This window comes from Bradyrhizobium sp. JYMT SZCCT0428 (genome assembly GCF_018131075.1).
Classification (GTDB): Bacteria; Pseudomonadota; Alphaproteobacteria; order Rhizobiales; family Xanthobacteraceae; genus Bradyrhizobium.
Map to the genome: position 1 here is coordinate 123,724 of NZ_JAFCLS010000015.1, position 21,749 is coordinate 145,472.

Annotated in this window: 20 protein-coding genes; 13 read left to right on the forward strand and 7 right to left on the reverse strand. The window is 62.0% G+C overall.

The window, feature by feature from the left end:
- The first annotated feature begins 176 nt into the window (after positions 1-176).
- The 10 genes from JQ575_RS17610 to JQ575_RS17655 all read left to right on the forward strand — a co-directional run bounded on the left by JQ575_RS17610 (position 177) and on the right by JQ575_RS17655 (position 9,618).
- Positions 177-908 (forward strand): cytochrome c biogenesis CcdA family protein, encoded by a 732-nt coding sequence (locus JQ575_RS17610; protein WP_192738010.1) that lies wholly within the window; start codon positions 177-179, stop codon positions 906-908.
- Between the two features lie 143 nt (positions 909-1,051).
- Positions 1,052-1,516, forward strand: coding sequence for a DoxX family protein (locus JQ575_RS17615; RefSeq protein ID WP_212034480.1), 465 nt, complete (start codon positions 1,052-1,054; stop codon positions 1,514-1,516).
- Between the two features lie 240 nt (positions 1,517-1,756).
- Positions 1,757-3,550 carry a thioredoxin domain-containing protein gene (locus JQ575_RS17620; RefSeq protein WP_212034481.1) on the forward strand — a complete coding sequence of 598 codons (1,794 nt, stop codon included), beginning with the start codon at positions 1,757-1,759 and terminating at the stop codon, positions 3,548-3,550.
- A gap of 149 nt (positions 3,551-3,699) precedes the next feature.
- Positions 3,700-4,749, forward strand: coding sequence for a hypothetical protein (locus JQ575_RS17625; protein ID WP_212034482.1), 1,050 nt, complete (start codon positions 3,700-3,702; stop codon positions 4,747-4,749).
- A gap of 61 nt (positions 4,750-4,810) precedes the next feature.
- Positions 4,811-5,689: a tetratricopeptide repeat protein gene (locus tag JQ575_RS17630; protein WP_212034483.1), complete on the forward strand. Its 879-nt coding sequence runs from the start codon at positions 4,811-4,813 to the stop codon at positions 5,687-5,689.
- A gap of 388 nt (positions 5,690-6,077) precedes the next feature.
- Positions 6,078-6,341, forward strand: a complete 264-nt coding sequence (locus JQ575_RS17635) for a hypothetical protein (protein ID WP_212001595.1) — start codon at positions 6,078-6,080, stop codon at positions 6,339-6,341.
- Between the two features lie 205 nt (positions 6,342-6,546).
- The gene (locus JQ575_RS17640) at positions 6,547-6,804 is read left to right on the forward strand and encodes a hypothetical protein (protein ID WP_192738016.1); all 258 of its coding nucleotides are present in this window, start codon (positions 6,547-6,549) and stop codon (positions 6,802-6,804) included.
- Positions 6,805-6,926: 122 nt separating this feature from the next.
- Positions 6,927-7,844: a DUF692 domain-containing protein gene (locus JQ575_RS17645; protein ID WP_212034484.1), complete on the forward strand. Its 918-nt coding sequence runs from the start codon at positions 6,927-6,929 to the stop codon at positions 7,842-7,844.
- Entirely contained in the window at positions 7,841-8,632 is a 792-nt protein-coding gene (locus JQ575_RS17650) for a DNA-binding domain-containing protein (RefSeq protein WP_212034485.1), read from the forward strand. The genes JQ575_RS17645 and JQ575_RS17650 overlap by 4 nt, the downstream gene beginning before the upstream one ends.
- Positions 8,629-9,618 carry a hypothetical protein gene (locus JQ575_RS17655; protein WP_249166705.1) on the forward strand — a complete coding sequence of 330 codons (990 nt, stop codon included), beginning with the start codon at positions 8,629-8,631 and terminating at the stop codon, positions 9,616-9,618. Before JQ575_RS17650 ends, JQ575_RS17655 begins: the two co-directional genes overlap by 4 nt.
- A 9-nt stretch (positions 9,619-9,627) precedes the next feature.
- On the opposite strand, the gene JQ575_RS17660 is transcribed toward JQ575_RS17655, so the two are convergent.
- From JQ575_RS17660 to JQ575_RS17670, 3 genes are all read right to left on the reverse strand, one after another.
- Entirely contained in the window at positions 9,628-10,014 is a 387-nt protein-coding gene (locus JQ575_RS17660; RefSeq protein WP_212034486.1) for a hypothetical protein, read from the reverse strand.
- A gap of 168 nt (positions 10,015-10,182) precedes the next feature.
- The gene (locus JQ575_RS17665) at positions 10,183-11,583 is read right to left on the reverse strand and encodes a Spy/CpxP family protein refolding chaperone (protein WP_212034487.1); all 1,401 of its coding nucleotides are present in this window, start codon (positions 11,581-11,583) and stop codon (positions 10,183-10,185) included.
- Positions 11,584-11,714: 131 nt separating this feature from the next.
- Entirely contained in the window at positions 11,715-13,127 is a 1,413-nt protein-coding gene (locus tag JQ575_RS17670; RefSeq protein ID WP_249166723.1) for an FAD-linked oxidase C-terminal domain-containing protein, read from the reverse strand.
- An 88-nt stretch (positions 13,128-13,215) separates the two neighbouring features.
- Here JQ575_RS17670 and JQ575_RS17675 point away from each other — a divergent pair, with 88 nt between their 5' ends.
- Positions 13,216-13,740, forward strand: a complete 525-nt coding sequence (locus JQ575_RS17675) for a thioesterase family protein (RefSeq protein ID WP_212034489.1) — start codon at positions 13,216-13,218, stop codon at positions 13,738-13,740.
- A gap of 22 nt (positions 13,741-13,762) precedes the next feature.
- Here the strand turns inward: JQ575_RS17675 and JQ575_RS17680 are convergent, their stop codons facing one another.
- The 4 genes from JQ575_RS17680 to JQ575_RS17695 form a co-directional block, all read right to left on the reverse strand.
- On the reverse strand, positions 13,763-13,936 hold the full coding sequence (locus JQ575_RS17680; RefSeq protein WP_212034490.1) for a DUF1328 domain-containing protein: 174 nt from the start codon (positions 13,934-13,936) through the stop codon (positions 13,763-13,765).
- Between the two features lie 255 nt (positions 13,937-14,191).
- Positions 14,192-15,574 carry a phosphatidylserine/phosphatidylglycerophosphate/cardiolipin synthase family protein gene (locus tag JQ575_RS17685; RefSeq protein ID WP_249166706.1) on the reverse strand — a complete coding sequence of 461 codons (1,383 nt, stop codon included), beginning with the start codon at positions 15,572-15,574 and terminating at the stop codon, positions 14,192-14,194.
- 42 nt (positions 15,575-15,616) lie between these two features.
- The gene (locus tag JQ575_RS17690; RefSeq protein ID WP_212034491.1) at positions 15,617-15,853 is read right to left on the reverse strand and encodes a hypothetical protein; all 237 of its coding nucleotides are present in this window, start codon (positions 15,851-15,853) and stop codon (positions 15,617-15,619) included.
- A gap of 27 nt (positions 15,854-15,880) precedes the next feature.
- Entirely contained in the window at positions 15,881-16,867 is a 987-nt protein-coding gene (locus JQ575_RS17695) for a hypothetical protein (protein WP_212034492.1), read from the reverse strand.
- 232 nt (positions 16,868-17,099) lie between these two features.
- On the opposite strand from JQ575_RS17695, the gene JQ575_RS17700 reads away from it, so the two are divergent.
- Positions 17,100-19,745 (forward strand): ATP-dependent helicase, encoded by a 2,646-nt coding sequence (locus JQ575_RS17700; protein ID WP_212034493.1) that lies wholly within the window; start codon positions 17,100-17,102, stop codon positions 19,743-19,745.
- Between the two features lie 383 nt (positions 19,746-20,128).
- Positions 20,129-21,718: an ABC transporter substrate-binding protein gene (locus JQ575_RS17705; RefSeq protein WP_212034494.1), complete on the forward strand. Its 1,590-nt coding sequence runs from the start codon at positions 20,129-20,131 to the stop codon at positions 21,716-21,718.
- The last annotated feature ends 31 nt before the right edge of the window (positions 21,719-21,749 follow it).

The following is a 21,749-nucleotide window of genomic DNA, read 5'->3' on the forward strand; positions in this document are numbered from 1 at the left end:
ATACGGAACGATAGTAGCGTCTGTTTCACCGGCGAGGCGATCCCGGCGCCTTCCATATGCCTCGGACACGGCTCTGTGACCAGAGTTGAGCCGGAAGCCGACGAAACTTACCGATTGCCTGTTCCGTACAAGCCAAGACGGCGCTATGCCTTGCGGCGGTTCTCGAAGGTCATGCAATGCACGATGTTTCCATCCCGGCGGCCCTGATTGCCGGTCTTGTCAGCTTCCTGTCGCCCTGCGTGCTGCCGCTGGTGCCTCCATATCTGATCTACCTGACCGGCGCGACCATCGAGCAGGTCAACAATGACGGGGCGACGAAGGCCTCGAAACGCGCGGTGATGACTGCTGCGCTGATGTTCGTGCTCGGCTTTACCACCGTGTTCGTGGCGCTCGGCGCCAGCGCTTCGATCATCGGCGGCCTGATCCGGGCCTGGTCGGCGGAACTGTCGATTCTCGCCGGCATCGTCATCATCATCATGGGCCTGCATTTCCTGGGGCTGACCCGCATCGGGCTGTTGATGCGCGAGGGACGGCTGACCGCGCCGAAGCCGGTCGGGCTGTGGGGCGCCTATGTCATGGGGCTTGCGTTTGCGTTCGGCTGGACCCCCTGCATCGGGCCGATACTCGCAGCGATCCTGTCGATCGCGGCCGCCGAAGCCACGGTAACCAAGGGCGCGGGCCTGCTCGCGGTCTATTCCCTCGGGCTCGGCATCCCGTTCCTGCTGGCCGCCTTCATGATCGAACAATTCTCCGAGCTGTTCGCGCGGATGAAGCGGCATCTCACCACCGTCGAGCGCGCCATGGGTGTATTGATGGTCATTACCGGCATCGGTTTTTTGACCGGCGCCGTTACCAGCGTCAGCATCTGGCTGCTGGAGACGTTCCCCGCACTGCAAAATTTCGGCTAGCGCCCCGTAACAAGCGGGCTATCCGTTGCGAAACTCCTGCCATGACCAGATTGCCGCTCTGCGCGGCCGCAGCGTTTTCGCGCACTTGATTAGAGAGGCCGCCGGTGCGGCCTCGCGTCACGATAATAATTGGAGGGGCCCGCATGAATTTCATCGTCAATCTTCTGATCCTGTTGCCGGCGCAGATCGCCTCACATTTCTCCTGGGCCGGCCCGCTGATCATGCGGCTGGTCGTCGGCTACACCTTCATGCTGGCCGGCTGGGGCAAGCTCAACAACCTGCCGCAGGTCACCGAGAATTTTATCGGCTGGGGCATCCCGTTTCCGAAAATCCTTACCCCTTTCGTATCGGGCGTCGAATGCTTTGGCGGCGCCATGCTGATCCTCGGCCTGTTCACCCGGATCCCCGCCGCGATGCTGGCGGTGGTCATGCTGGTCGCGATCAAGTCGGCCAAATGGGGCGACGTCGATTCGCTGCAAACGCTGCTCGGCTTCGAGGAAATGACCTACTTCGCCGCCTTCACGTGGCTCGCGATCGCAGGCCCTGGTGCCGCCTCCCTCGACCGGCTGCTGGTCAATGCGGCCGGGCACGCCGACGCATCGACGTGAGAGCCTGACTCAAGCAAGCCCATGACGTAGCGCGTTATGTCTACTCCGTCATGGCCGGGCTTGTCCCGGCCATCCACGTCTTCCTGCCCGACTGCAAAGACGTGGATGCCCGGCACAAGGCCGGGCATGACGAAAACCCCCTTCCCCCACGGTCTCACAATGCCGTTACATCGCGGATAAGTCTGAGCCCGGATTTTGGCGCGCGCGTAGCTGTCGAGACACCAGCTTCCGGGAGCCGCCATGAAACTCGTCCGCATCGCCGCCTTCGCCATTGCCGCGTTCGCGGCGGGTTCGGCCCACGCATCCGATGGCGTCAAATGGAGCGAATGGAGCGACGAACTGTTCACGCGCGCGGCCGCCGAAAAGCGTTTTGTCATTCTCGATCTCGAGGCGGTGTGGTGCCACTGGTGCCACGTCATGGAAAAGACCACCTATGCCGATCCGCAGGTCAAGGAGCTGCTGGCGTCGAATTATCTGCCTGTACGTGTCGACCAGGACGCCAATCCGGATCTGTCGAGCCGCTATGGCGATTGGGGCTGGCCGGCGACCATCGTGTTCGGCCCCGATGGAACCGAGATCGCCAAGCTCCGGGGCTATATCGAGCCGGAGCGGATGCAGGCGCTGCTCAAGGCCATCATCGACGATCCCTCGCCCGGACCTTCGGTCGGCGAGGCCTTTGAAGTCAAACCTTCAGCCTCGGCCTTCCTCAGCAAGCAGCAGCGCGCGGACCTAGCCAGGAATGTCGACGAGTCCTATGACGAAAAGCTCGGCGGCTGGGGCGAGAACCAGAAATTCATCGACGCCGACAGCATGGATCTTGCGATCACCCGTGCCGAGGCCGGCGATGCCATTGCGATCAAGCGCGCGCGGCAGACGCTGGATGCGGCAATCGCACTGATCGATCCGTTGTGGGGCGGCGTGTATCAATATTCCGAAGCCGGCTCCTGGACCAAACAGCATTTCGAAAAGATCATGTCGTTCCAGGCGCAATATCTGCGGCAGTACAGCCAGGCCTATGCGCTGTGGAAGGACCCGAAATATCTCAAGGCGGCCCGCGATATCGAGCGCTATCTTGCGACCTTTCTCTCAGGTCCCGAGGGCGCGTTCTATGTCAGCCAGGATGCGGACATGGATCATGACACCGACGGGCACAAATACTACGCGCTGGGCGATGCCGCGCGCCGCAAACTCGGCATGCCGCGCATCGACAAGAATCTGTATGCGCGCGAGAACGGCTGGGCGATCTCGGCTCTGGCCGCCTGGTACAACGTCACCAACGACGCAAAAGCGCTGGCGATCGCCGAACGCGCGGCGAAATGGGTCAACGCCAACCGCGCGCTGCCGGATGGCGGATTCCGCCATGGCGAGAAGGATCGCGGCGGCCCCTTCCTCGGCGACACGCTGGCGATGGGCCAGGCCTTCCTCGATCTCTACGCCGCCACCGGCAACCGCGAGTGGCTCACGTCAGCGGCCAAAGCCGGCGATTTCGTCGCGACTTTCCGCGATGAGGCCGGTGGCTTCGTGACCTCGAAAACAGCGGAAGGCAAAACCGGCGTGCTCGCAAAACCTGCAAAACTGCTTGATGACCAGGTGCAGGTCGCGCGCTTCATGAACCTGCTCAACCGCTATTACGGCGACGAAACCTATCGCGAGCACGCCTCACATGCGATGCGCTATGCGAGCAGCGCCTCGGCCGACATGATGCGCCCGCTGCCCGGCGTGCTGCTCGCCGACGAAGAACTCGCGATCGAGCCGACCCATATGACAATCGTCGGCCACAAGGATGCGCCCCGCGCGCAGGCCCTGCATACGCTCGCGCGCGCCCTGCCGGCCCGCTACAAGCGCCTGGAGTGGCTGGACCTGCGCGAGGGCAAGCTGCCCAATCCCGACGTCGAATATCCCGATCTCGGCGAGCCCGCGGCGTTCGCCTGCAGCAACCGCATCTGCTCATTCCCCTCGTTCAACGCCGAGGAGTTACAGGCCACGGTGAAGCAGATGGCAAAGCTGAAGCCCTCGCGCGCCGGGTTGAACTAGGGCGCCTACTCATAAGACGAGCGATGCCCGCCTGCAGCGCCCAGCGCGGCCGTCCGCTAGCCTGAAACGCCGCTGTGTGACCGGCATCACAGCGCCTCCACCCCCTTCCAGCGACAAACGGCCAACTGGAATGAACCGGTGTGGTCGTCATGGCTCGCTCAAAATATGCTTGCTGGTCGAATGTGGCGCGCGGCTCGCTCGCAGCGATGCTGCTGGCCGTTTCGGTGTTTTTGGCCAACCCTGCCGGCGCGGAGATTATCAGGAAGGAAGACTCGCTGCGCGGGATCACGATGACGCGCGAAGAGTGCGCCGCGAAACCGCAGACCTTCTGGCTCAACGTCTACAGCCAGGATTTCTGCGTCCGCTATTATCTTTCCACCGCCGGAGGCCAGGGCTCGCGCCCGGTCATCATTCTGAACGGCGATCACAACGGTCCGGTTGATCCGACCCGTTGGGCCTGGGCAGATCCGTCCAAGGCCAGTGACGTCAACACCGACAAACTCGTCGCTATCGCCGACCATTTTTCGAAAATGGCGAAGACCACGGCGATCTATCTTGGACGCATCGGCGTCGAGGGCACCTCCGGCACCCATCTGTCACGCAAGACCCTCGTCGAGCTGCACCTGATGGACATGGCGCTCGAGGCGCTGCGGCAACGCTACCAGTTCGAAGGCTTCCATCTGTTCGGGGAGTCCGGCGGAGGCCGTCTTGTGTTCGGCCTGGCCGAGATGCGGCGCGACGTCGCCTGCCTGATTTCCGGCTCGGGACAGATCGTGACCCGGGGTCCCGCAAAGCCGGGCGATCCCGCAAGGACTTATTTCGACATCACGGGCAAGGTGCAATGGCTCGCGCAGAACCGCGCCTTGCGCATGATGGTCATCAGCGACCCGAACGACCAGCAAGTGCCGACCGCCGTTCAGCAGACCCCCATGGTGCAGACCCTGCGACAGGCCGGCCACGTGGTCCCCCACCTTCTCGTCGAAGCCACCGACCCGAAGCGCCACGCGGTGCTCGACTATGGCGCGATCGCGATGGGCGGCTGCGTGCTCGGCCGGCACGACGACGAAATCGCGCGGGCAATCGACACGCTCGTTCGCCGCAACGCCGAGACCAACCGGCGTCTGCAGGACGAAGCGCGCGCCAAGTCCACGCCCCAGACGGCTTCCGACACGATCGCGCGCCAGCCAGGACGCTCATGACATGAAAGCGACGCAGCAGCCTGGATCAGCAACGGGACAGTCAGGAAACATGGAGCACGCGATGCGGGTGCTTGCCCGTGTGCTTCTCACCGCCGTCACAATCATCCTGGCACCGGCAGGCGCGCAGGCCGAAGCGCAGCAGCGCATCTGCCTGGACAATGCCACCCCGCCCGCCCCGAGGGCTGCGGCCTGCTCATTCGTCATCACGAACGCGCCGCCCGCCGAGGCCAGGGAACTCGCCCGTGTCTACCTCATCCGCGGCAACGCCAATCTGGCCCTCGGCGTCTACGACCGGGCGGTGGCGGATTTCGATGCGGCTACAAGAGCCCATCCGACCGCCCATGGCCCGTTCAACAGCCGCGGTGTCGCGTTCCTGCGCCAGAAGCAGCTCGACCGCGCGATCGCGGAGTTCGACCAGGCGATCCGGCTCAATCCCAACGATCCCCTTGCCTTCACCAACCGCGGCGACGCCTACCGGGACAAGGGCCGCGTCGACCGCGCGATGCAGGATTACGACGCCGCGATCGTGATCAATCCAAAGTGGGTCAATGCGTACTTCGGCCGGGCAGCGGCGTTGCAGCAGAAGGCCGGCTCCGATTTCGATGCCTTCGTCAACGAAGGCCGCTTCGAAGAGCTGGCCATCGCGGAATACGGCAAGGTGCTGCAGATCGCGCCACGACACCCCGGCGCCCTCAGCAACCGCGGCCAGCTCCATCATACCTTGCGCAGATACGACCTTGCTATCGCCGACTTCACGCAAGCGATCGAGATCAATCCCGCAAATCCCGCCTTTCTGCGCAACCGCGCGCTGACCTACCGGATGATGCGGCGGTTCGACCTTGCGATCGCGGACTATCGCAACGCGCTCGCGATGACGCAGGATACCGACGGGCGCAAGCTGATCGGAGAGTTGCTCGCTCAGCTCGGCGCCACCGTCTGAGGTCGCCGCCGCACGCTGGCCTGAGGACACGCTCGCTCAGCAGCCAACACTCTCGTTGTGCAACGCAACGAAGTTTCCGATGTTGCCGCGCGGACGGCTTCTGTCGCCATTCTGCCGCGCAACGAAATACTCCCGGGACACAGCGGCTAGACATGAACGGGTCGTCCAAATCGAGAAAAGAAAACTTTCTTTCGAAACTCTGTAACCAAATCGCCCGATGCCCCGTAGCTGTGTCCGGATGAGCATTCAAATCACGGAGGCTAACGGCCTTCGCGAGCCACCGCGATCTGATTGGCATCCATTGCCTTAGCGTTGTGCGTCGATGATCCCAGGTCATCGAACGCTCACGGCGTCCTATTGTCTTCAAACAATCATCGAGGAGAACGTCATGAAGTTGAATACGAAATCCGGTGCGACGCTCGCTGCCGCCGCTGCCACTCTGTTCCTCGCCGGCGCGGTTGTGTCGACCGGGTCGACGTCGGCAAACGCCGCGGCCGGCAAGTGCATGGTCGGCAACGCCTGCAAGGGCCAGAGCGCCTGCAAGGGCGGCTCGAGCGCCTGCAAGGGCCAGAATGCCTGCAAGGGTCAGGGCTTCTCGATGACCACCGAGAAGGCGTGCACCGCCATGGGCGGCAAGTTCGTCAAGGCCTGATCGTCCCAAATTGACGCGAAAAGGGCCCGGCGCGTCGTGCCCTCATCGTTTGACCCAAAAGATGGCCGATTATTAAAATAATTTTATCCGGCCGTGTAACCAAGCCAAACCCGCCGCGTATCTATCCCCGGGTACCATCTGTCGGTCCTGATATCAGTGGCTTGCGGGTGGTGCACCTTCACACTTCTTGCTCGAGGAGACGCCCATGAAGATGACTTCCAAATCCGGCGCCACGATTGCCGCCGCTGCGGCCACTCTGTTCCTGGCTGGCGCGACGATGTCGACCGTCACCTACGCAGCCGGCGAAGGCAAATGCGTCGGCGCCAACGCCTGCAAGGGCCAGAGCGCCTGCAAGAGCGGCGCGAGCGCCTGCAAGGGTCAGAACGCCTGCAAGGGTCAGGGCTTCTCGGCCATGACCAAGGAAAAGTGCGACGCCGCCAAGGGCAAGTACTCGCCCGCCTGATCGAGATAATCCGGAACGGGGCTCCGTTCCGGGAACGGGGCCCGGTGTATGCCGGGTCCCCTTTCCATGATAATTTGAGGCAATACCCATCGCCTGATCGCGATGCGCGAAGCGGAGACGACATGAACGTCGCAAGCAGATTGCCCAACTCCCCGGCGGCGCTTGCGGAGCGCCCGCTGCAGTCGGACAAGCCTCCATTCCTTGGCTTCGGGCTCGGCCTGCGCGCGCAACACTACGACGAGATCCTGGGCGGAAGCCCGCCGATCGACTGGTTCGAAGTGATCAGCGAAAACTACATGCTGCCCGGCGGCCAGCCGCTGCGCGTACTTGACCGGATTTGCGAACGCTATCCCGTCGTGATGCACGGCGTGTCGCTGTCGATCGCATCGACCGCCCCGCCGAACTTCGAATATCTGCAGGGGCTGAAGGATCTCGCCAGGCGTGTCGAACCAAAATGGATATCCGACCATTTGTGCTGGACCGGCGTGCACGGCAAGAACCTGCACGACCTGTTGCCGATCCCCTACACGTCAGAGGCGCTCGACCACGTGGTCAGCCGCGTGCAGCTGGTGCAGGATTTCCTCGGCCGCGCCATCGTGCTCGAAAACGTCTCGACCTATGTCCAGTTCAACAATTCCGAAATGACGGAATGGGAATTCCTTGCCGAATTGTCGCGCCGCTCCGGCTGCTGGCTGCTGTTCGACATCAACAACGTCTATGTCAGCGCCTTCAACCACGGCTATGACCCCATGACCTTCCTTGACGGAATTCCTGCGGACCGCGTCGTGCAGTTCCACATGGCCGGCCACAGCCACATGGGCACCCACATCATCGACACCCATGATCATCCCGTCTGCGAAGACGTCTGGGATCTCTATGTCGCGGCCATCAAGCGCTTCGGCCGGGTCTCGACCATGATCGAGCGCGACGACAACATCCCGCCGCTCGACGAATTGCTCGTGGAAGTGAACCGCACCCGCGAGATCGCCGAAAGAGTCTTGCCGCCCTTGGGCAAGAACTTGGGCAAGCAGGCAGGATGAGCGACTTCGCGCGGCAGCAGGCTGATTTCCAGCGCGGCATCCTGACCGGCGACGACACAGTACTCGCCGAAATCCTCGACAGCCCCCGCGAGAAACGCGAGACGCTGTACGGCGTCTATCGCTATGCCTATGGCTCGCGGCTGGTCGAAGCGCTGCGCAACGACCACGGGCTGCTGCATTCGTATCTCGGCGATGAGACGTTCGACGAAATGGGCCATGCCTATGTCAAAGCGCGCCCGTCAGAGGATCCGAACCTGCGCTGGTTCTCGCAAGGCCTGCCGGAGTTTTTGAGATCGGCCGAGCCCTATTGCAATCACCCGATACTTGCCGACCTTGCCGCGCTGGAGAAGGCGCTCAACGACGCCTTCGACGCCGCGGAAGGCCCAGTGCTTGAACTGACCGCCATGGCTTCGTTCGCGCCGGAGCAATGGAACGATCTCAAGTTCCAGCCGCACCCCAGTGCCGCGAGACTTGATCTTTCCACCAATGCCTCCGCGGTCTGGATGGCGCTCAAGAACGATGAAACACCACCGGACGCGGCCACCCTGGAAGAACCGTCGCGCATCCTGGTCTGGCGCCAGGACACCACGCCGATGTTCCGCGAACTTCCCCCTGAAGAGGCGATGATGTGGGACGAGGCCGCGAACGGCATTCCGTTCGGCGTGCTCTGCGAGATGTTAGCTACCTACGACGATCCCGATGGCGCGGCAGCGCGCGGCGCGGGCTATCTGCACGGCTGGATTACATCGGGCAACCTGACGGCTGTTTCCACCTCTGTGTCGCGATGAAAACCCTCGGCGGCATCAGCTGGATCGTGTTGACCGCCATCCTCACTGCCTTGCTGCCAAGCCTGATTTCGTCCCGCGCCGATGCGCAGTCGGAATATATGCGCGGCGACCGGATGCCGTATGACGCGTTCGACCGGATGCCCAAGACCGATATCGAAATCGAAGGCAGCACCATCCATGTCGGATTTGCGCCCGGCGAGTTGGCGCTGCCGCGAGAAAAGGTGCTGGGTTGGGTCCGGATGTCGGCGAAGGCCGTCGCCACCTATTATGGACGGTTTCCCGTCGAACAGCTGCGGCTGCTGCTGGTGCCGGTCGACGGCGCCCGCATTCGCGGCGGCACGACGTGGGGCTATCGCGGCGCCGCGATCCGCATTCCGCTCGGCCGCGATTCCACCGAAGAGGTTTTACGGCGCGACTGGGTGATGGTGCATGAAATGGTGCACACCGCCCTGCCCGATCTGAACCATCGCCATCCGTGGCTGTCCGAAGGTCTTGCCGTCTATATCGAGCCGGTAGCGCGGGTGCAGGCCGGGGACCTCACGGCAGCGGAGATCTGGCAGGCGATGATGCGCGACATGCCGAAGGGCCTGCCGCAGGCCGGCGATCAGGGCCTCGACAACACCGACACCTGGGGCCGGAGATATTGGGGCGGCGCGCTGTTCTGCCTGCTCGCGGACATCGAAATCCGCAAGCGAACGAATAATCGCCTCGGCCTGCAGGACGCCATGCGCGGCGTCCTCGCCGCGGGCGGCAATCATGAAAAGGATTGGCCGCTCGATCGCATTCTCTCCACCGCCGACAAGGCCGTCGGCGTCGACGTTCTGACCACGCTTCATGGCGAGATGGGTTCAAAGCCCGTGACGCCCGATCTCGCGAGCTTGTGGCGCGACCTCGGCCTGAAGCCGCAGGGCGAAAGCCTCGAATTCGACGACGCAGCGCCGCTGGCGGCGATCCGCAAAGCCATCACTTCGCCGCGCCCGAAGTAGCGCGGCCGGCTACGCCGTGCCCAGCGAAGGATGCTGCTTCAGCACGTCGTCACTGATCGATTTGGACTGGATGGCGCGAAACAGCGTTCGCGCGGTCGTGGTGTGATTGGCCTGGAGGCAGAGTTCGAGGATCTGGCGCACGGCGGTGTCACGCAACAGACCATCGGAAATCTTCATGGCAATTTGCATAGCGGCTTTCGCGGCGCGCTCATAACGTTCGACTTCGGACTTGATTTTTGAACGGTCGGCAGCACCGCCGATCTTTTCCGCACTGCTGGCCGCGGAACGGCAGATTTCCCGTATCTTGTTCGCAGCCTGGAGATCGCCGACCGGCCCCTCGATGGGCTCGTCCCAGATCTCCTTGGGTGCGGGTGCGTCCTTTTTGAACCATTGCATGGTATCAACAGCCAGCGCGTTTGCAGGACAAACAATGCGATCGTGCGATCAGCGGCCGCATTCTCATCCGGGAAAATCAATCGGTGGTGACATTCCGGCAACAGAGGTTTGCAAATCCGGTTCGTTGCTTGTGGTGTGCAGCCGGCCTCCATGATCTCGGGCGACCATCTACGACGGTCGCCTTGGTCCGATCGCCTCGAACTGCGCCTTCTGTTCATCGTCCAGCGTGGCGTAAAAATCCTCAAGCGCAGCGCGCACCTGCTTGACGGCTTGCAGCATGGTATCGAGCCGCTTGGCGATGGCGGCGAACCGCGCTGGCGGCGTCATCACGTCGCCCGGCTGACAGGCCGCCTTCAATGTCTCGGCAGCCTCGGCGCTGGTATCCTGTAGCACTTGCAGGGCGGAGCGCTGGGTCTCGCTCGGACGCAACCTGGTTTCGATCTCGCTGGCGGGCCATGCCAAGGCGGCAGACTGCGTCACGCCACAGCCCTGTGCAGTCCCTTGCGCAGGCACCTGGACAGATTGGCTCCTCGCATTGTTGGCCACGGATATGCTGCGCTGGTCCTGCGCGAGCGCGTTGAAGCGGGCCTTCTGCTCGTCGTCCAGCATTCCGTAGAATTTCTCCAGCGGTGGCCGCACCGTCGCGACCGCCGAAATCATCGCCTCGATCCGCTGCTGCATGGCGCTGAGCCGGCCCGGCGCCGTCAATACGATTTGCGACGGGCATGCCGCACGAATGTTCTGCGCAGCCGCGATCGATGCGTTGCCGAGTTCGTCGAGCGCGCCAAATTGCGTTTCGGTCGGCAGAACGGTGAGCTGGATTTGATCGATCGGCAGGCCGGCGATGGCGCGCCTGTCGTCACCGCACATTTGCGCCAGCGGAGCGGGCCCACGATGTCTGCGGCCGGACGGCCGCTGTTCCAGATAGCCCGTCAAAGCATCGTAGCCATACGGCGCGAATATTCCCGCGTAAATGTCAGTGTAGCCGTAGTCCCAGAAGCCGATGCGGTCTCCCCAGATCGTGTAGTCGTAGATGTCGTGATAGGCGAACGGCCAGAACAGCGGACCAACCCACCCATAGCCGCCATTACCGTGTTGCCACCACCCGCCTCCGCCACGGCCCTGATGCCAGCCCGCGACGGCGAGACCGGCGGCGATCTGTGCCCGCGCCGCGGGATTGCTGAGCAGACGCCCGCCACGCAACCCGCCGGCGCGCGACAGCGAATTCATCGCATGGCGGAAGTTTCCGGATCGTACCGAGGCGTTGCGGATCTGGCTGAGATTCGGGCCGCTGCGCCCGGCAAAGCCGTGATGGCCGCGAAAGCCGCCGCGCGAATACGAACGGGATATGGCGAACTTGCCGCCGCCGTGGTGACCACGAAAATGACGGTGATGCCCGCCGAAATGCCCGTGCCCGCCACCGTGGGCCCGGCCATGGTGACCCCCGCCATGCCCGTGGCCATGACCGCCGCCGTGGCCCCCACCGTGACCTCCGCCCTTGCCGATCGCCATGCTCGAAAGCAGGGCCGCCAGAACAAAGACCACAATTCCGATTGCCGGTTTGGACATGGCACGCTCCCTTGCGCCAATCGCTCACGTTTGCGGCAACAGACTGACGCCGACAGGGAGCAAAAGTTCCACTTGCGAGGTGGCAAGTGGACGAGCCTTCAGGGAATTCGCGAGAGAAGTTGCGCCCGGCCCTAAACCGCCGGCACGATCTTCCCGGGATTGAAGATGTTTTGCGGATCGAGCGCCTTCTTCAGCGCGCGCATGGCGTCGATCGCCTCATCACCGAGTTCGGCCTTCAAATATTTTTGTTTGCCCTGCCCGATGCCGTGTTCGCCGGTGCAGGTGCCGCCCATCGCCTGCGCGCGCTCGACCAGGCGGTGCATGAAATCCTCGCCGCGGGCCATCTCGTCGGCATTGTCGACGTCGCAGACCAGCGAGCAGTGGAAATTGCCGTCGCCGACATGGCCGACGATCGGCGACAGCAGATTGAGCCGCTTCAAATCTTCTTCGGTCTCGGTGACGCAATCGGCCAGCCGCGAAATCGGCACGCAGACGTCGGTGGCGACAACGCCGGCGCCGGGGCGCAGCGCCTTCACCGACCAATAGGCGTCGTGCCGCGCCTGCCAGAGTTTGGTGCGGTCCTCCGGCTTGGTGGTCCAGGTGAAATCACCGCCGCCACATTCGCCGGCGATTTCCTTGAAATTCTTCGACTGCTCCGCGACCTCATTGGCGCTGCCGTGGAATTCGAGCAGCAGCAGCGGCGTCTCCGGCAGCGTCAGTTTCGAATAGGAATTGCAGGCGCGCACCTGCTCGGCGTTGAGCAGTTCGATGCGCGCGACGGGTATGCCGGTTTGAATTGCAAGGATCGTCGCCTGGCAGGCGCCGCGCACCGTCTCGAACGAACAGGCGGCGGCCGCGATCGTCTCCGGAATGCCGCGCAGCTTGATCGTGAGTTCGGAGATGATGCCGAGCGTGCCCTCGGCGCCGACGAACAGATGCGTCAGATCATAGCCGGCGGAGGATTTCTTGGCCCGCGTGCCCGTGGTGATGATCTCGCCGTCGCCGCGCACGACTTTCAGCGCCAGCACATTGTCGCGCATGGTGCCGTAACGCACCGCGTTGGTGCCAGAGGCGCGGGTCGAGGCCATGCCGCCAAGCGAGGCGTCGGCGCCGGGATCGATCGGGAAGAACACGCCCTGGTCGCGCAAATGCTCGTTCAGTGCCTTGCGGGTCACGCCGGGCTGGATCACGCAGTCGAGGTCGTCGGCATGGACTGCCAGCACCTTATTCATGTCGTGCAGATCGATGCAGATGCCGCCGGCCGGCGCGTTGACCTGCCCCTCCAGCGAGGTGCCGGTGCCGAACGCAATCACGGGAACGGTATGCTTGGCGCAGATCCGCACCACATCCTGGATATCGCCGGTTTCCTGCGCCATCACGACAGCGTCGGGCGGCTGGGTCGGCAGCCAGGTGGTGGTATGGGCATGCTGTTCCCGCACGGCCTGCGAGGTAATCAGCCGGTTGCCGAACCGCGCCGCCAGCGCCTCAACGGCGCTTGCCAGCGCCTGCGGTTCCGGCCGCTTCTCATTGCCCGATATCGTCATCGCCACGCAAAATTCCTCCCGGCTTTGAGCGGACCGTGGCAAAGGATATATGAGGGGTCAAGAGCGATCGGCCAAACAGGGATGGATGATGACTTCAGCTTCAGCCGCCAAAAACAAGCTATCCGACTTGCCCCTGCCTTCAGCACCGTTCCTGTCGTCGGTGATGCAGATCGAGCCGCAATGGATCGATTACAACGGCCATCTCAACATGGCCTATTACAACGTGATGATGGACCGCGCGATCGACGAAATGTGGCTGCATCTCGGGATAGGGCCCACTTACAGGAAGGAACGCGACGGCTCGACCTTCACCGCCGAATGCCATGTGCGCTATTTGCGCGAGATTCACCTCGGCGATCCCGTGCAGGTCACGGTCTATCTGCTCGCGGCCGACGAGAAGCGCATTCATACGTTTGAAGAGCTGCGCCATGCCGCCGAGGGCTGGATCTCCGCGACTTCGGAGAACATGACCATTCACATCGACATGAACGCACGAAAGACCGCGCCGTTTCCGCCTGATATCCGCGCCCGCGTCCAGGCGGTGGTGGAGAGCCATGCGGCCATTCCACGTCCCGAGGGCACCGGCCGAAAGGTGGCGATGCCCTCGAAATAGCGCTTGAAACTAACGGTTGCGGCTAGACCCGCGTCCGTCCACGCACCAGGCCTACCACCGCCGAGACCAGGAACAGGATGATGGCGATGAAGAAGATCGCCTTGGCGATTTCGACGGAGGCGCCGGCGATGCCACCGAAGCCCAAAATACCTGCGATCAATGCGACGACCAGAAACGTAACGACCCAGCTCAGCATGACACCACCTCTGTTTGGTTGCGATCGGCGCGGCTAAGAGGATCGCGCCAGCTCATGCCAAAACAATCCGTCCCGGAAGCGATGGTTCCTGGGTGCGAAACCGGGAAATTTTCGGAATTGGCGGAACAAAATCGCGAGCGGCCCGGCGGAAAGTTGTCCCGGGATAACAGCAGCAACTGAAGCGCACGCCCGGTCCGGGTGTGCGAACCGGGCGAGAAATACTCAGGCAGAAGCAGGCCTTCCTTCGGGGTCCGGTCAAACTTCCTGATAGTCGGCGGGAGAGACCCGGACGAATCCGCCAACGCGCAGCGACTCCGGCTCGACTTCATCCGCGACGGCGTCCGGGGCTTTGAGGGCGGTCGACCAATCGTTCTCGAAAATCTTCGTGAAATAATCGCAGATGCCCGAATGAGATAGCCATATGCCGGCTTCGCGGTTCTTCGAGACCGCCGAGTCGGACCAATTTTGCGAACTGACGAGAACATTCTGGCCGTCGACCAGAATCATCTTGTTGTGACAGTGCACGAAGCGCGACGTATCGATGTAGCGAATGTTCTTGCCGAGAACGAGCCCAAACTCCCTCTTGAGGAGCGCGAGGTTTTCCTTTTCCTTCGGCAGATCTCTCTTGCTGAAAACCTTCCCGAGAATAATGCGGATATCGAGCCTTCCGGCTTCCTCGCGCGCTTCCTTGATTGCCGCAAGCAGCTCGGAAATATCAGGCTGCTTGCCACGGATGTATTGCTGCTCGATCAGGATGGATTTTTTCGCGGCCCGCAACTTGTCCGGCATCACTTTCATGTAGTTGTCAGGACTGAGGATCGGCTGGATCTCGAGCGGCTTGGTCAGCTTGAAGGTCTTGCTAGGAAACAATTTGGCCGGAATCCGGGTAGGCGCCTTTTCGATCAGGAACGCGTTGGCGGCTTCGACGGCCCGTGCCACCGCCTCCGGACCGGTCAGTTCGAGGGCCATGTCGCTTTCGAGAATGCGCGTGAAGAACTTGGAAAGCTTCTTGGAGCGGATGGCAAGACCGGTATCGCGGTTGCCCGGCCGGAAGTGCGCGCGATCGCCCCCATCCTTCACGTTCAGGGGGATGCTGTGGTTGCTGTAGTTGCCGCTCTGAACGATGCACCATTCCCCATCGATGACGATCACCTTCTCATGAGAGGAACTGAAATAACTGACGCGATGGCTCGCGCATGAAGGCGCCGGCACGCCATCTACCCCGGAATCGTTCAGATCATCGAAAAACTTCTGTTCGTCCTTGCTGTCGATGTCGAGCATCAGCTTGACCTTGACGCCGCGCTCAAGCGCGTCCAGCACAAGTTGTTTGACGTGCTCGGCGGAGAAATCATAGATGCCAATCAGGATCTTCTTCTTGGCATTGTCGAACAGCTTCTTGGTCGCCGCGAACGTCGAATCCGGCGAGCAAAAGGCGATAATCTCCTGATCCACATCAACCGCGGGGACCGTTATTTCCTTGTAGTCCTGGAGGCGGCAGTTGCGCGGAACCATCTCCGGCATGAAGACCTCGGTCCGCGCAGGCTTGATGCCGTCATCGGCGCGACGGACGCTCTCCGACTCGGCGAGAAATGGCCCACGATGTCTGAGCATGGATTGGCGCAGCACAAAACTTGGCATTTGATCACCCCATTTTTGCGAAATTTATTACGGTCTGGAAATTTATTCCGGCCTGAAAGGCTCGCTCTTGACGGTCACGAGAGGGACATCGACATCGCCCTGATGCGTCGTGACGGTGAGCGTGGAAGGCAGCTTCGCTTTCGCTTTGGGGGCGACATGACAGACGACGACCCAGCCGCTCTTGCCGCGATCCTCCACGCCAACGGCGTGGACGCCGCGCTTCAGCAAATCCCGACTGTTTTGCTCGCGGGCCTTGTTGGCCTGATCCTCGTTCGCCATTTTTTGTCCGCATGGCCGGCCCGCTTCTCATGCTGCCACGAAGCGGAACTTTAGCGCCTTAACGACTTCGGCGATGGGGTTGAAGATACTCGCGATGGGTGACCCGGCAAAGTGCAAACCGACAATTTTTTTGCTTGTCTTGTCGACGATCAGCGCACCGGAGTCGCCGCCCTTGGAATAATGCGAACATTTCACCTGATCCAGGAAGCCGACCTGGCCGACTCCCTGATAGGGCAGCACGATCCTGAAGTGGACGTCCTGAACTTCGCCCTCCGTGTCTCCGGACGTCCGTCCGCGCGTCACGATCTTCATGCCGCGAACGGGAACCGTCGTCGCAAGTGGGGCTTTCGTTCCGCGGATCGAGAAATCTATCTTTTCGAGGAAGTCTTCATCGATCTCGGCTAGAGCCGCGTCAACGCGGTTCAGAAAATCGTCGCCAGTCTTGAATTTCAGGAAGGCGGACAGGGTGGCGATGACCTGATCTCTCCCGCCATTGTCCAACTTGCCGGGGAAAATGATCTTGTCGCCGACCTTCCCCAACCCGCTCCTGGCAAGCACGTGCGAATTACTCAGCACGAACAGCTTTTTTCCCTTCTTGACGATGGCGCCCAGGGTTCCCGTATCTATCGAACTTCCGACGCTGAACCCGCTGAGCAGCGGCGACTTCCGCTTGTTGATCTGGGGGCGAACCTTGCCGATCTGTTGAACATCCGTGAATACCGCCTTGCGATCCGCCACGCTCAGGACGGGCGGAATCATCTTGTTGTTTTTCATTTTGCTCCTGGCGAGCTTCTTTTCGACATAGAAACAGACGCCAAGTTCGCCGGTATTCTCTTTCTCGGATATCTTCTGGGAGATACCGATGGCGACAATGTTCGGGTCTTCGAAGATGGTGCGCACTCGCCGCACTTCCCTCGTTTCGACGCCGCTCAGGGATTCCAGCTTGAGGGCTTTCTCGCCGCTGACCAGATCAAGCGCATCGACCAGTTCCTTTGGCGTATCACCCTTGGCCATATCGCCCTCCCCTGAAGATGCAAACTTTAAGTGAGCAATTTTGAGTTGAAATATGCGTTTTGGCAAGCCCGCCCGCGGGGCAAACGCACGAATTCTGGAGATATAATTGCAGCTTCACTTGGCTTCCGGCCGCGTTCGTGGCACGCCGAAATTGGCATTTACCGGCCATGTCCCCTCGCAAATTGATCATGCGAGTGCCATCTTATTCCGTTGAGAATCAGGAACATGCTCATTGACTGACCTGCGCAAGCTTGCGTCAGACGCGCCCGCTGCACCGCCACCTGCACCTGGCGGCATCGCCGCGCGTGCGCGCGCCACGGCGGCCCCGCAATATCTCAGCGGGCTCAATCCGGAGCAGCGCGACGCCGTCGTGACGCTGGACGGCCCGGTGCTGGTATTGGCCGGCGCCGGCACCGGCAAGACGCGCGTGCTGACCACCCGCATCGCCCATATCCTGAGCCAGGGCCGCGCGCGCCCGCACGAAATCCTCTCGGTGACCTTCACCAACAAGGCCGCGCGCGAGATGAAGCTGCGGCTCGGCCAGATGCTCGGCCAGGCCGTCGAGGGCATGCCGTGGCTCGGCACCTTCCACTCGATCGGCGGGCGCATCCTGCGCTATCACGCCGAACTGGTGCAGCTGAAATCCAATTTCACCGTGCTCGACGTCGACGATCAGGTCCGCCTGCTCAAGCAATTGCTGCAGGCCGAGAACATCGACGACAAACGCTGGCCGGCGCGGATGCTGGCCGGGCTGATCGACGGCTGGAAGAACCGCGGCCTGACGCCGGCGCAGGTGCCGGCGGGCGAAGCCGCCGTGTTCGGCAACGGCAAGGGCGGCAAGCTCTACGCCAGCTATCAGGAGCGGCTGAAGATCCTCAACGCCGCCGATTTCGGCGATCTCCTGCTGGAGAACATCCGCCTGTTCCGCGAGCACCCGGATGTGCTCCGGCAATACCAGAGCCGCTTCAAATTCATCCTGGTCGACGAATATCAGGACACCAACGTCGCGCAGTATCTGTGGCTGCGGTTGCTGTCGCAGGCGCCGTCGCCTTCAAAAGCGCAATCCCTCTCGGCCGTCATTCCGGGGCCGCTTGATCCAGCCGTCGTTCCGGGGCGCATCGAAGACGCGAACCCGGATGTGCAATCGCACATCGGAGAACCTCGAGCTGAAGCGGACTCACCTCGAGATTCCGGGCTCGCACCTGGCGGTGCGCCCCGGAATGACGAGCGAGGCGCCCTTCCCGCGATGACCGCGCCGAAAAACATCTGCTGCGTCGGCGACGACGACCAGTCGATCTATGGCTGGCGCGGCGCGGAGGTCGACAACATCCTGCGCTTCGATCACGATTTTCCCGGCGCGAAAGTCATTCGGCTCGAACGCAATTACCGCTCCACCGGCCACATCCTCGCCGCCGCCTCGCATCTGATCGCGCACAATGAAGGCCGGCTCGGCAAGACGCTGCGCACCGAGGACGTCGACGGCGAGAAGGTCACCGTGACCGGCTCCTGGGATTCGAAAGAGGAAGCCCGCGCCATCGGCGAAGAGATCGAGGAACTGCAGCGCGCCGGCGACAACCTCAACGAGGTCGCGATCCTGGTGCGGGCCTCGTTCCAGATGCGCGAATTCGAAGAACGTTTTATCACGCTCGGCCTGCCCTATCGCGTGATCGGCGGTGCCCGGTTCTACGAGCGCGCCGAAATCCGGGACGCGCTGGCTTACTTACGCGTGATCAATTCGCCGGCCGATGATCTCGCCTTCGAGCGCATCGTCAACGTACCCAAGCGCGGCCTCGGCGACGCCACCGTGCAGATGCTGCACGACCACGCCCGCAAGCGCCGCATTCCCTTGTTCGAAGCCGCCCGCAACGTGGTCGAGACGGATGAGTTGAAGCCGAAAGCGCGCGGCTCGTTGCGCGACCTCATCCTGCAATTCGATCGTTGGCGCACTCAAAGCGACAAGATCGCTCACACGGAGCTTGCCGAGATCGTGCTCGACGAGAGCGGCTATACCGAAATGTGGCAGAAGGACCGTTCGGCGGACGCTGCCGGACGGCTCGATAACTTGAAAGAGCTAGTCCAATCGATGGGGGAGTTCGATAACCTGCAAGGTTTCCTCGAACATATCTCGCTGGTGATGGACCGCGACAGCGGCGCCGACGATGAAGCCGTGTCGTTGATGACGCTGCATTCGGCCAAGGGCCTCGAATTCGACAACGTGTTCCTGCCGGGCTGGGAGGACGGCCTGTTCCCGAGCCAGCGCACCCTCGACGAGCAGGGCCGCGCCGGTCTGGAAGAAGAGCGTCGCCTCGCCCATGTCGCGCTGACCCGCGCCCGCCGCCGCGCCAAATTGTACTTCGCCACCAACCGCCTCATTCACGGCAGCTGGACGACCACGATCCCGTCGCGCTTCCTCGACGAATTGCCGGCTGACAATGTCGAGATCACGGAATCCAAGGGCGGCTCGGGCTGGGGCGGCAGCGGCGGCTACGGCGCCTCCCGCTTCGACAATGTGGAATCCTTCGGCTCCAGCTACACCACGCCGGGCTGGCGGCGCGCGCAGGCCAATCGCGCCCGTAACAATCAGGGCGGCCGTCATGGCCAGACCCGCAACGGTTTTGAGGAAAGCCAATCGTCATTCTCATCCTCCGGCGACGCGCGCGGCGGCTTCTCCCGCACCAAGCGCGGGCCGATGGTGATCGAGGGTGAACTCGTTGCCAAATCCACCGGCACCGTTTCAGAATTCTCGCTCGACGACCGCGTCTTCCACCAGAAATTCGGCTACGGCAACGTCGTCAAGATCGACGGCAACAAGCTCACCATCGCCTTCGAGAAGGCCGGCGAGAAGAAGGTGGTCGATAGTTTTGTGGAGCGGGTGTGAAGTAAGACGATCCTTTCCCTTCTCCGCTGTGTGAGAGGAGAGGATTGCAGCCGGTAGCCCGCATGAGCGAAAGCGACATGCGGGGAACCAACAGCAAAGTCCCGGATATCGCTTCGCTCATCCGGGCTACGACTCCACTGAAATCCGTTCAATTGCAATCGCTTACCTACCCGCAACTGCGAGTAGAGCTTCCAGATTCCGAGCGCCTGCCCGCTTCGTTCGACGCGCATCCGGTCATCCCCCGACGATACTTGGACCAGATAGCGCACCGCACAAGTATTGGTCCCCGACCGCCCATCACCACGAAATGAAAACCTTGCGCTCGATATGCCGCGAGTGATCAACTCTCGAACCGGAATGCTCCTGCACGGTTGGAGAAAAGCATGATGTTCAAGAAGATTACGATCGTGGCTGGCCTGACGCTGGCGCTATCAGTCACGGCGGAGGCCCAGACGCCACGCAAGGGCGGCACCATTCGGATGACGGCGCCCTATGGCTCAAGTTTCACCAGCATGGACATTCATACGACGCAACGCGCCCAGGACGAGATCGTCGCCAAGGGCCTGCATCGGTCGCTCTACATTTGGGACTCAGCCGAGGGTAAGCCGGTTCCGGAGCTCGCCAAGGAGGCCATCGTCTCGGGCGGAGGTCTTGTTTATACCTTCAAGCTGCGCGACGACGCTTATTTCCACCATGGTCGCAAGATGACGGCCGACGACGTCATCTGGAGCTACAACCGCATCATGGACGGCGCCAAGGCCTATCCTGGCGCGCGTTTTGTCCGCCTCATCGAGGGCGCCGCGGATGTCGAGAAGGGCAAAGCCAAGGAAATCTCCGGCCTGAAAAAGATCGACGACTTCACGCTCGAAATGAAGCTGACCGAGAAGGTCGATCCAGGTTTCTACTTTTTCACCGCGCTAACTTCGATCTATCCGGCCGACGAGGGCGCCAAGGACAGCTTCATCCAGAAGCCGATCGGCCTTGGGCCATTCAAATTCGTCGAGCACGTGCCGGGATCGCGCGTCGTGCTGGAGCGGTTTGACAAGTTCTACAAGCCCGGCAAGCCCTACGCCGACAAGCTGATGGTGTCGATCATGGCCGAAGCCGCGGCACGCGATGTCGCCTTCCGCAACAAGGAGATCGACACCTCGGTGCTCGGACCCGCGCAGTATGTCGCCTACCAGGCCGATCCCAACCTCAAGGGCACCATCACCGAAGTCGCCGAGGTCTTCACGCGTTACATGGGGATGAATCCCGCATTCAAACCGTTCTCTGACAAGCGGGTCCGGCAGGCGATCAACTACGCGATCGATACCGATCTGATCATCAGCAAACTGGTCAAGGGCAAAGCCTATCGCGCCACCAGCTGGCTGCCTCTGACCTCGCCCGCTTACGACAAGACGATGAAGCCCTACCCGTTCGATCCCGCCAAGGCGAAGCAGTTGCTTGCCGACGCGGGCTATCCAACAGGCTTTGAATTCGAATGGACGACGAGCCAGAATGAAAGCTGGGGACTGCCGATCGTCGAGGCGGTTATCCCGATGCTGGACAAAGTGGGCATCAAGGCCAAGGTCAAGCAGGTCGAGACCGCGGTACTGGCGGAGGTGGTTCGCAGCGGCGACTTCCAGGCCTATGTCTATTCACAGTCGACCGGCCCGGATCCGCTGGCCGCGCTGAAATGCTACTACTCGAAGACGCCGCAATCGGCCTGCAACTATACCAGCTTCAAGAACGCGGACTTCGACAAGCTGATCGATGAGGCCGCGCAGGCCGACGACGCCGCCAAGCGCGTCCAGCTGCTGCAAAAGGCCAATGCCCTGCTCTATGACGAAGCGCCGGTCTGGTTCTTCAACTACAACAAGGCGGTCATGGCGGTGCAGCCGTGGCTCAAGGGGGTTCAGTTGAACGCGACGGAACTGACCCATCAAAACGTCGAAGACCTCTGGGTCGAGGCGACCTCACCCGCCAAATGAACTAGCCAAGTGAACTACAAGTGACACGCGC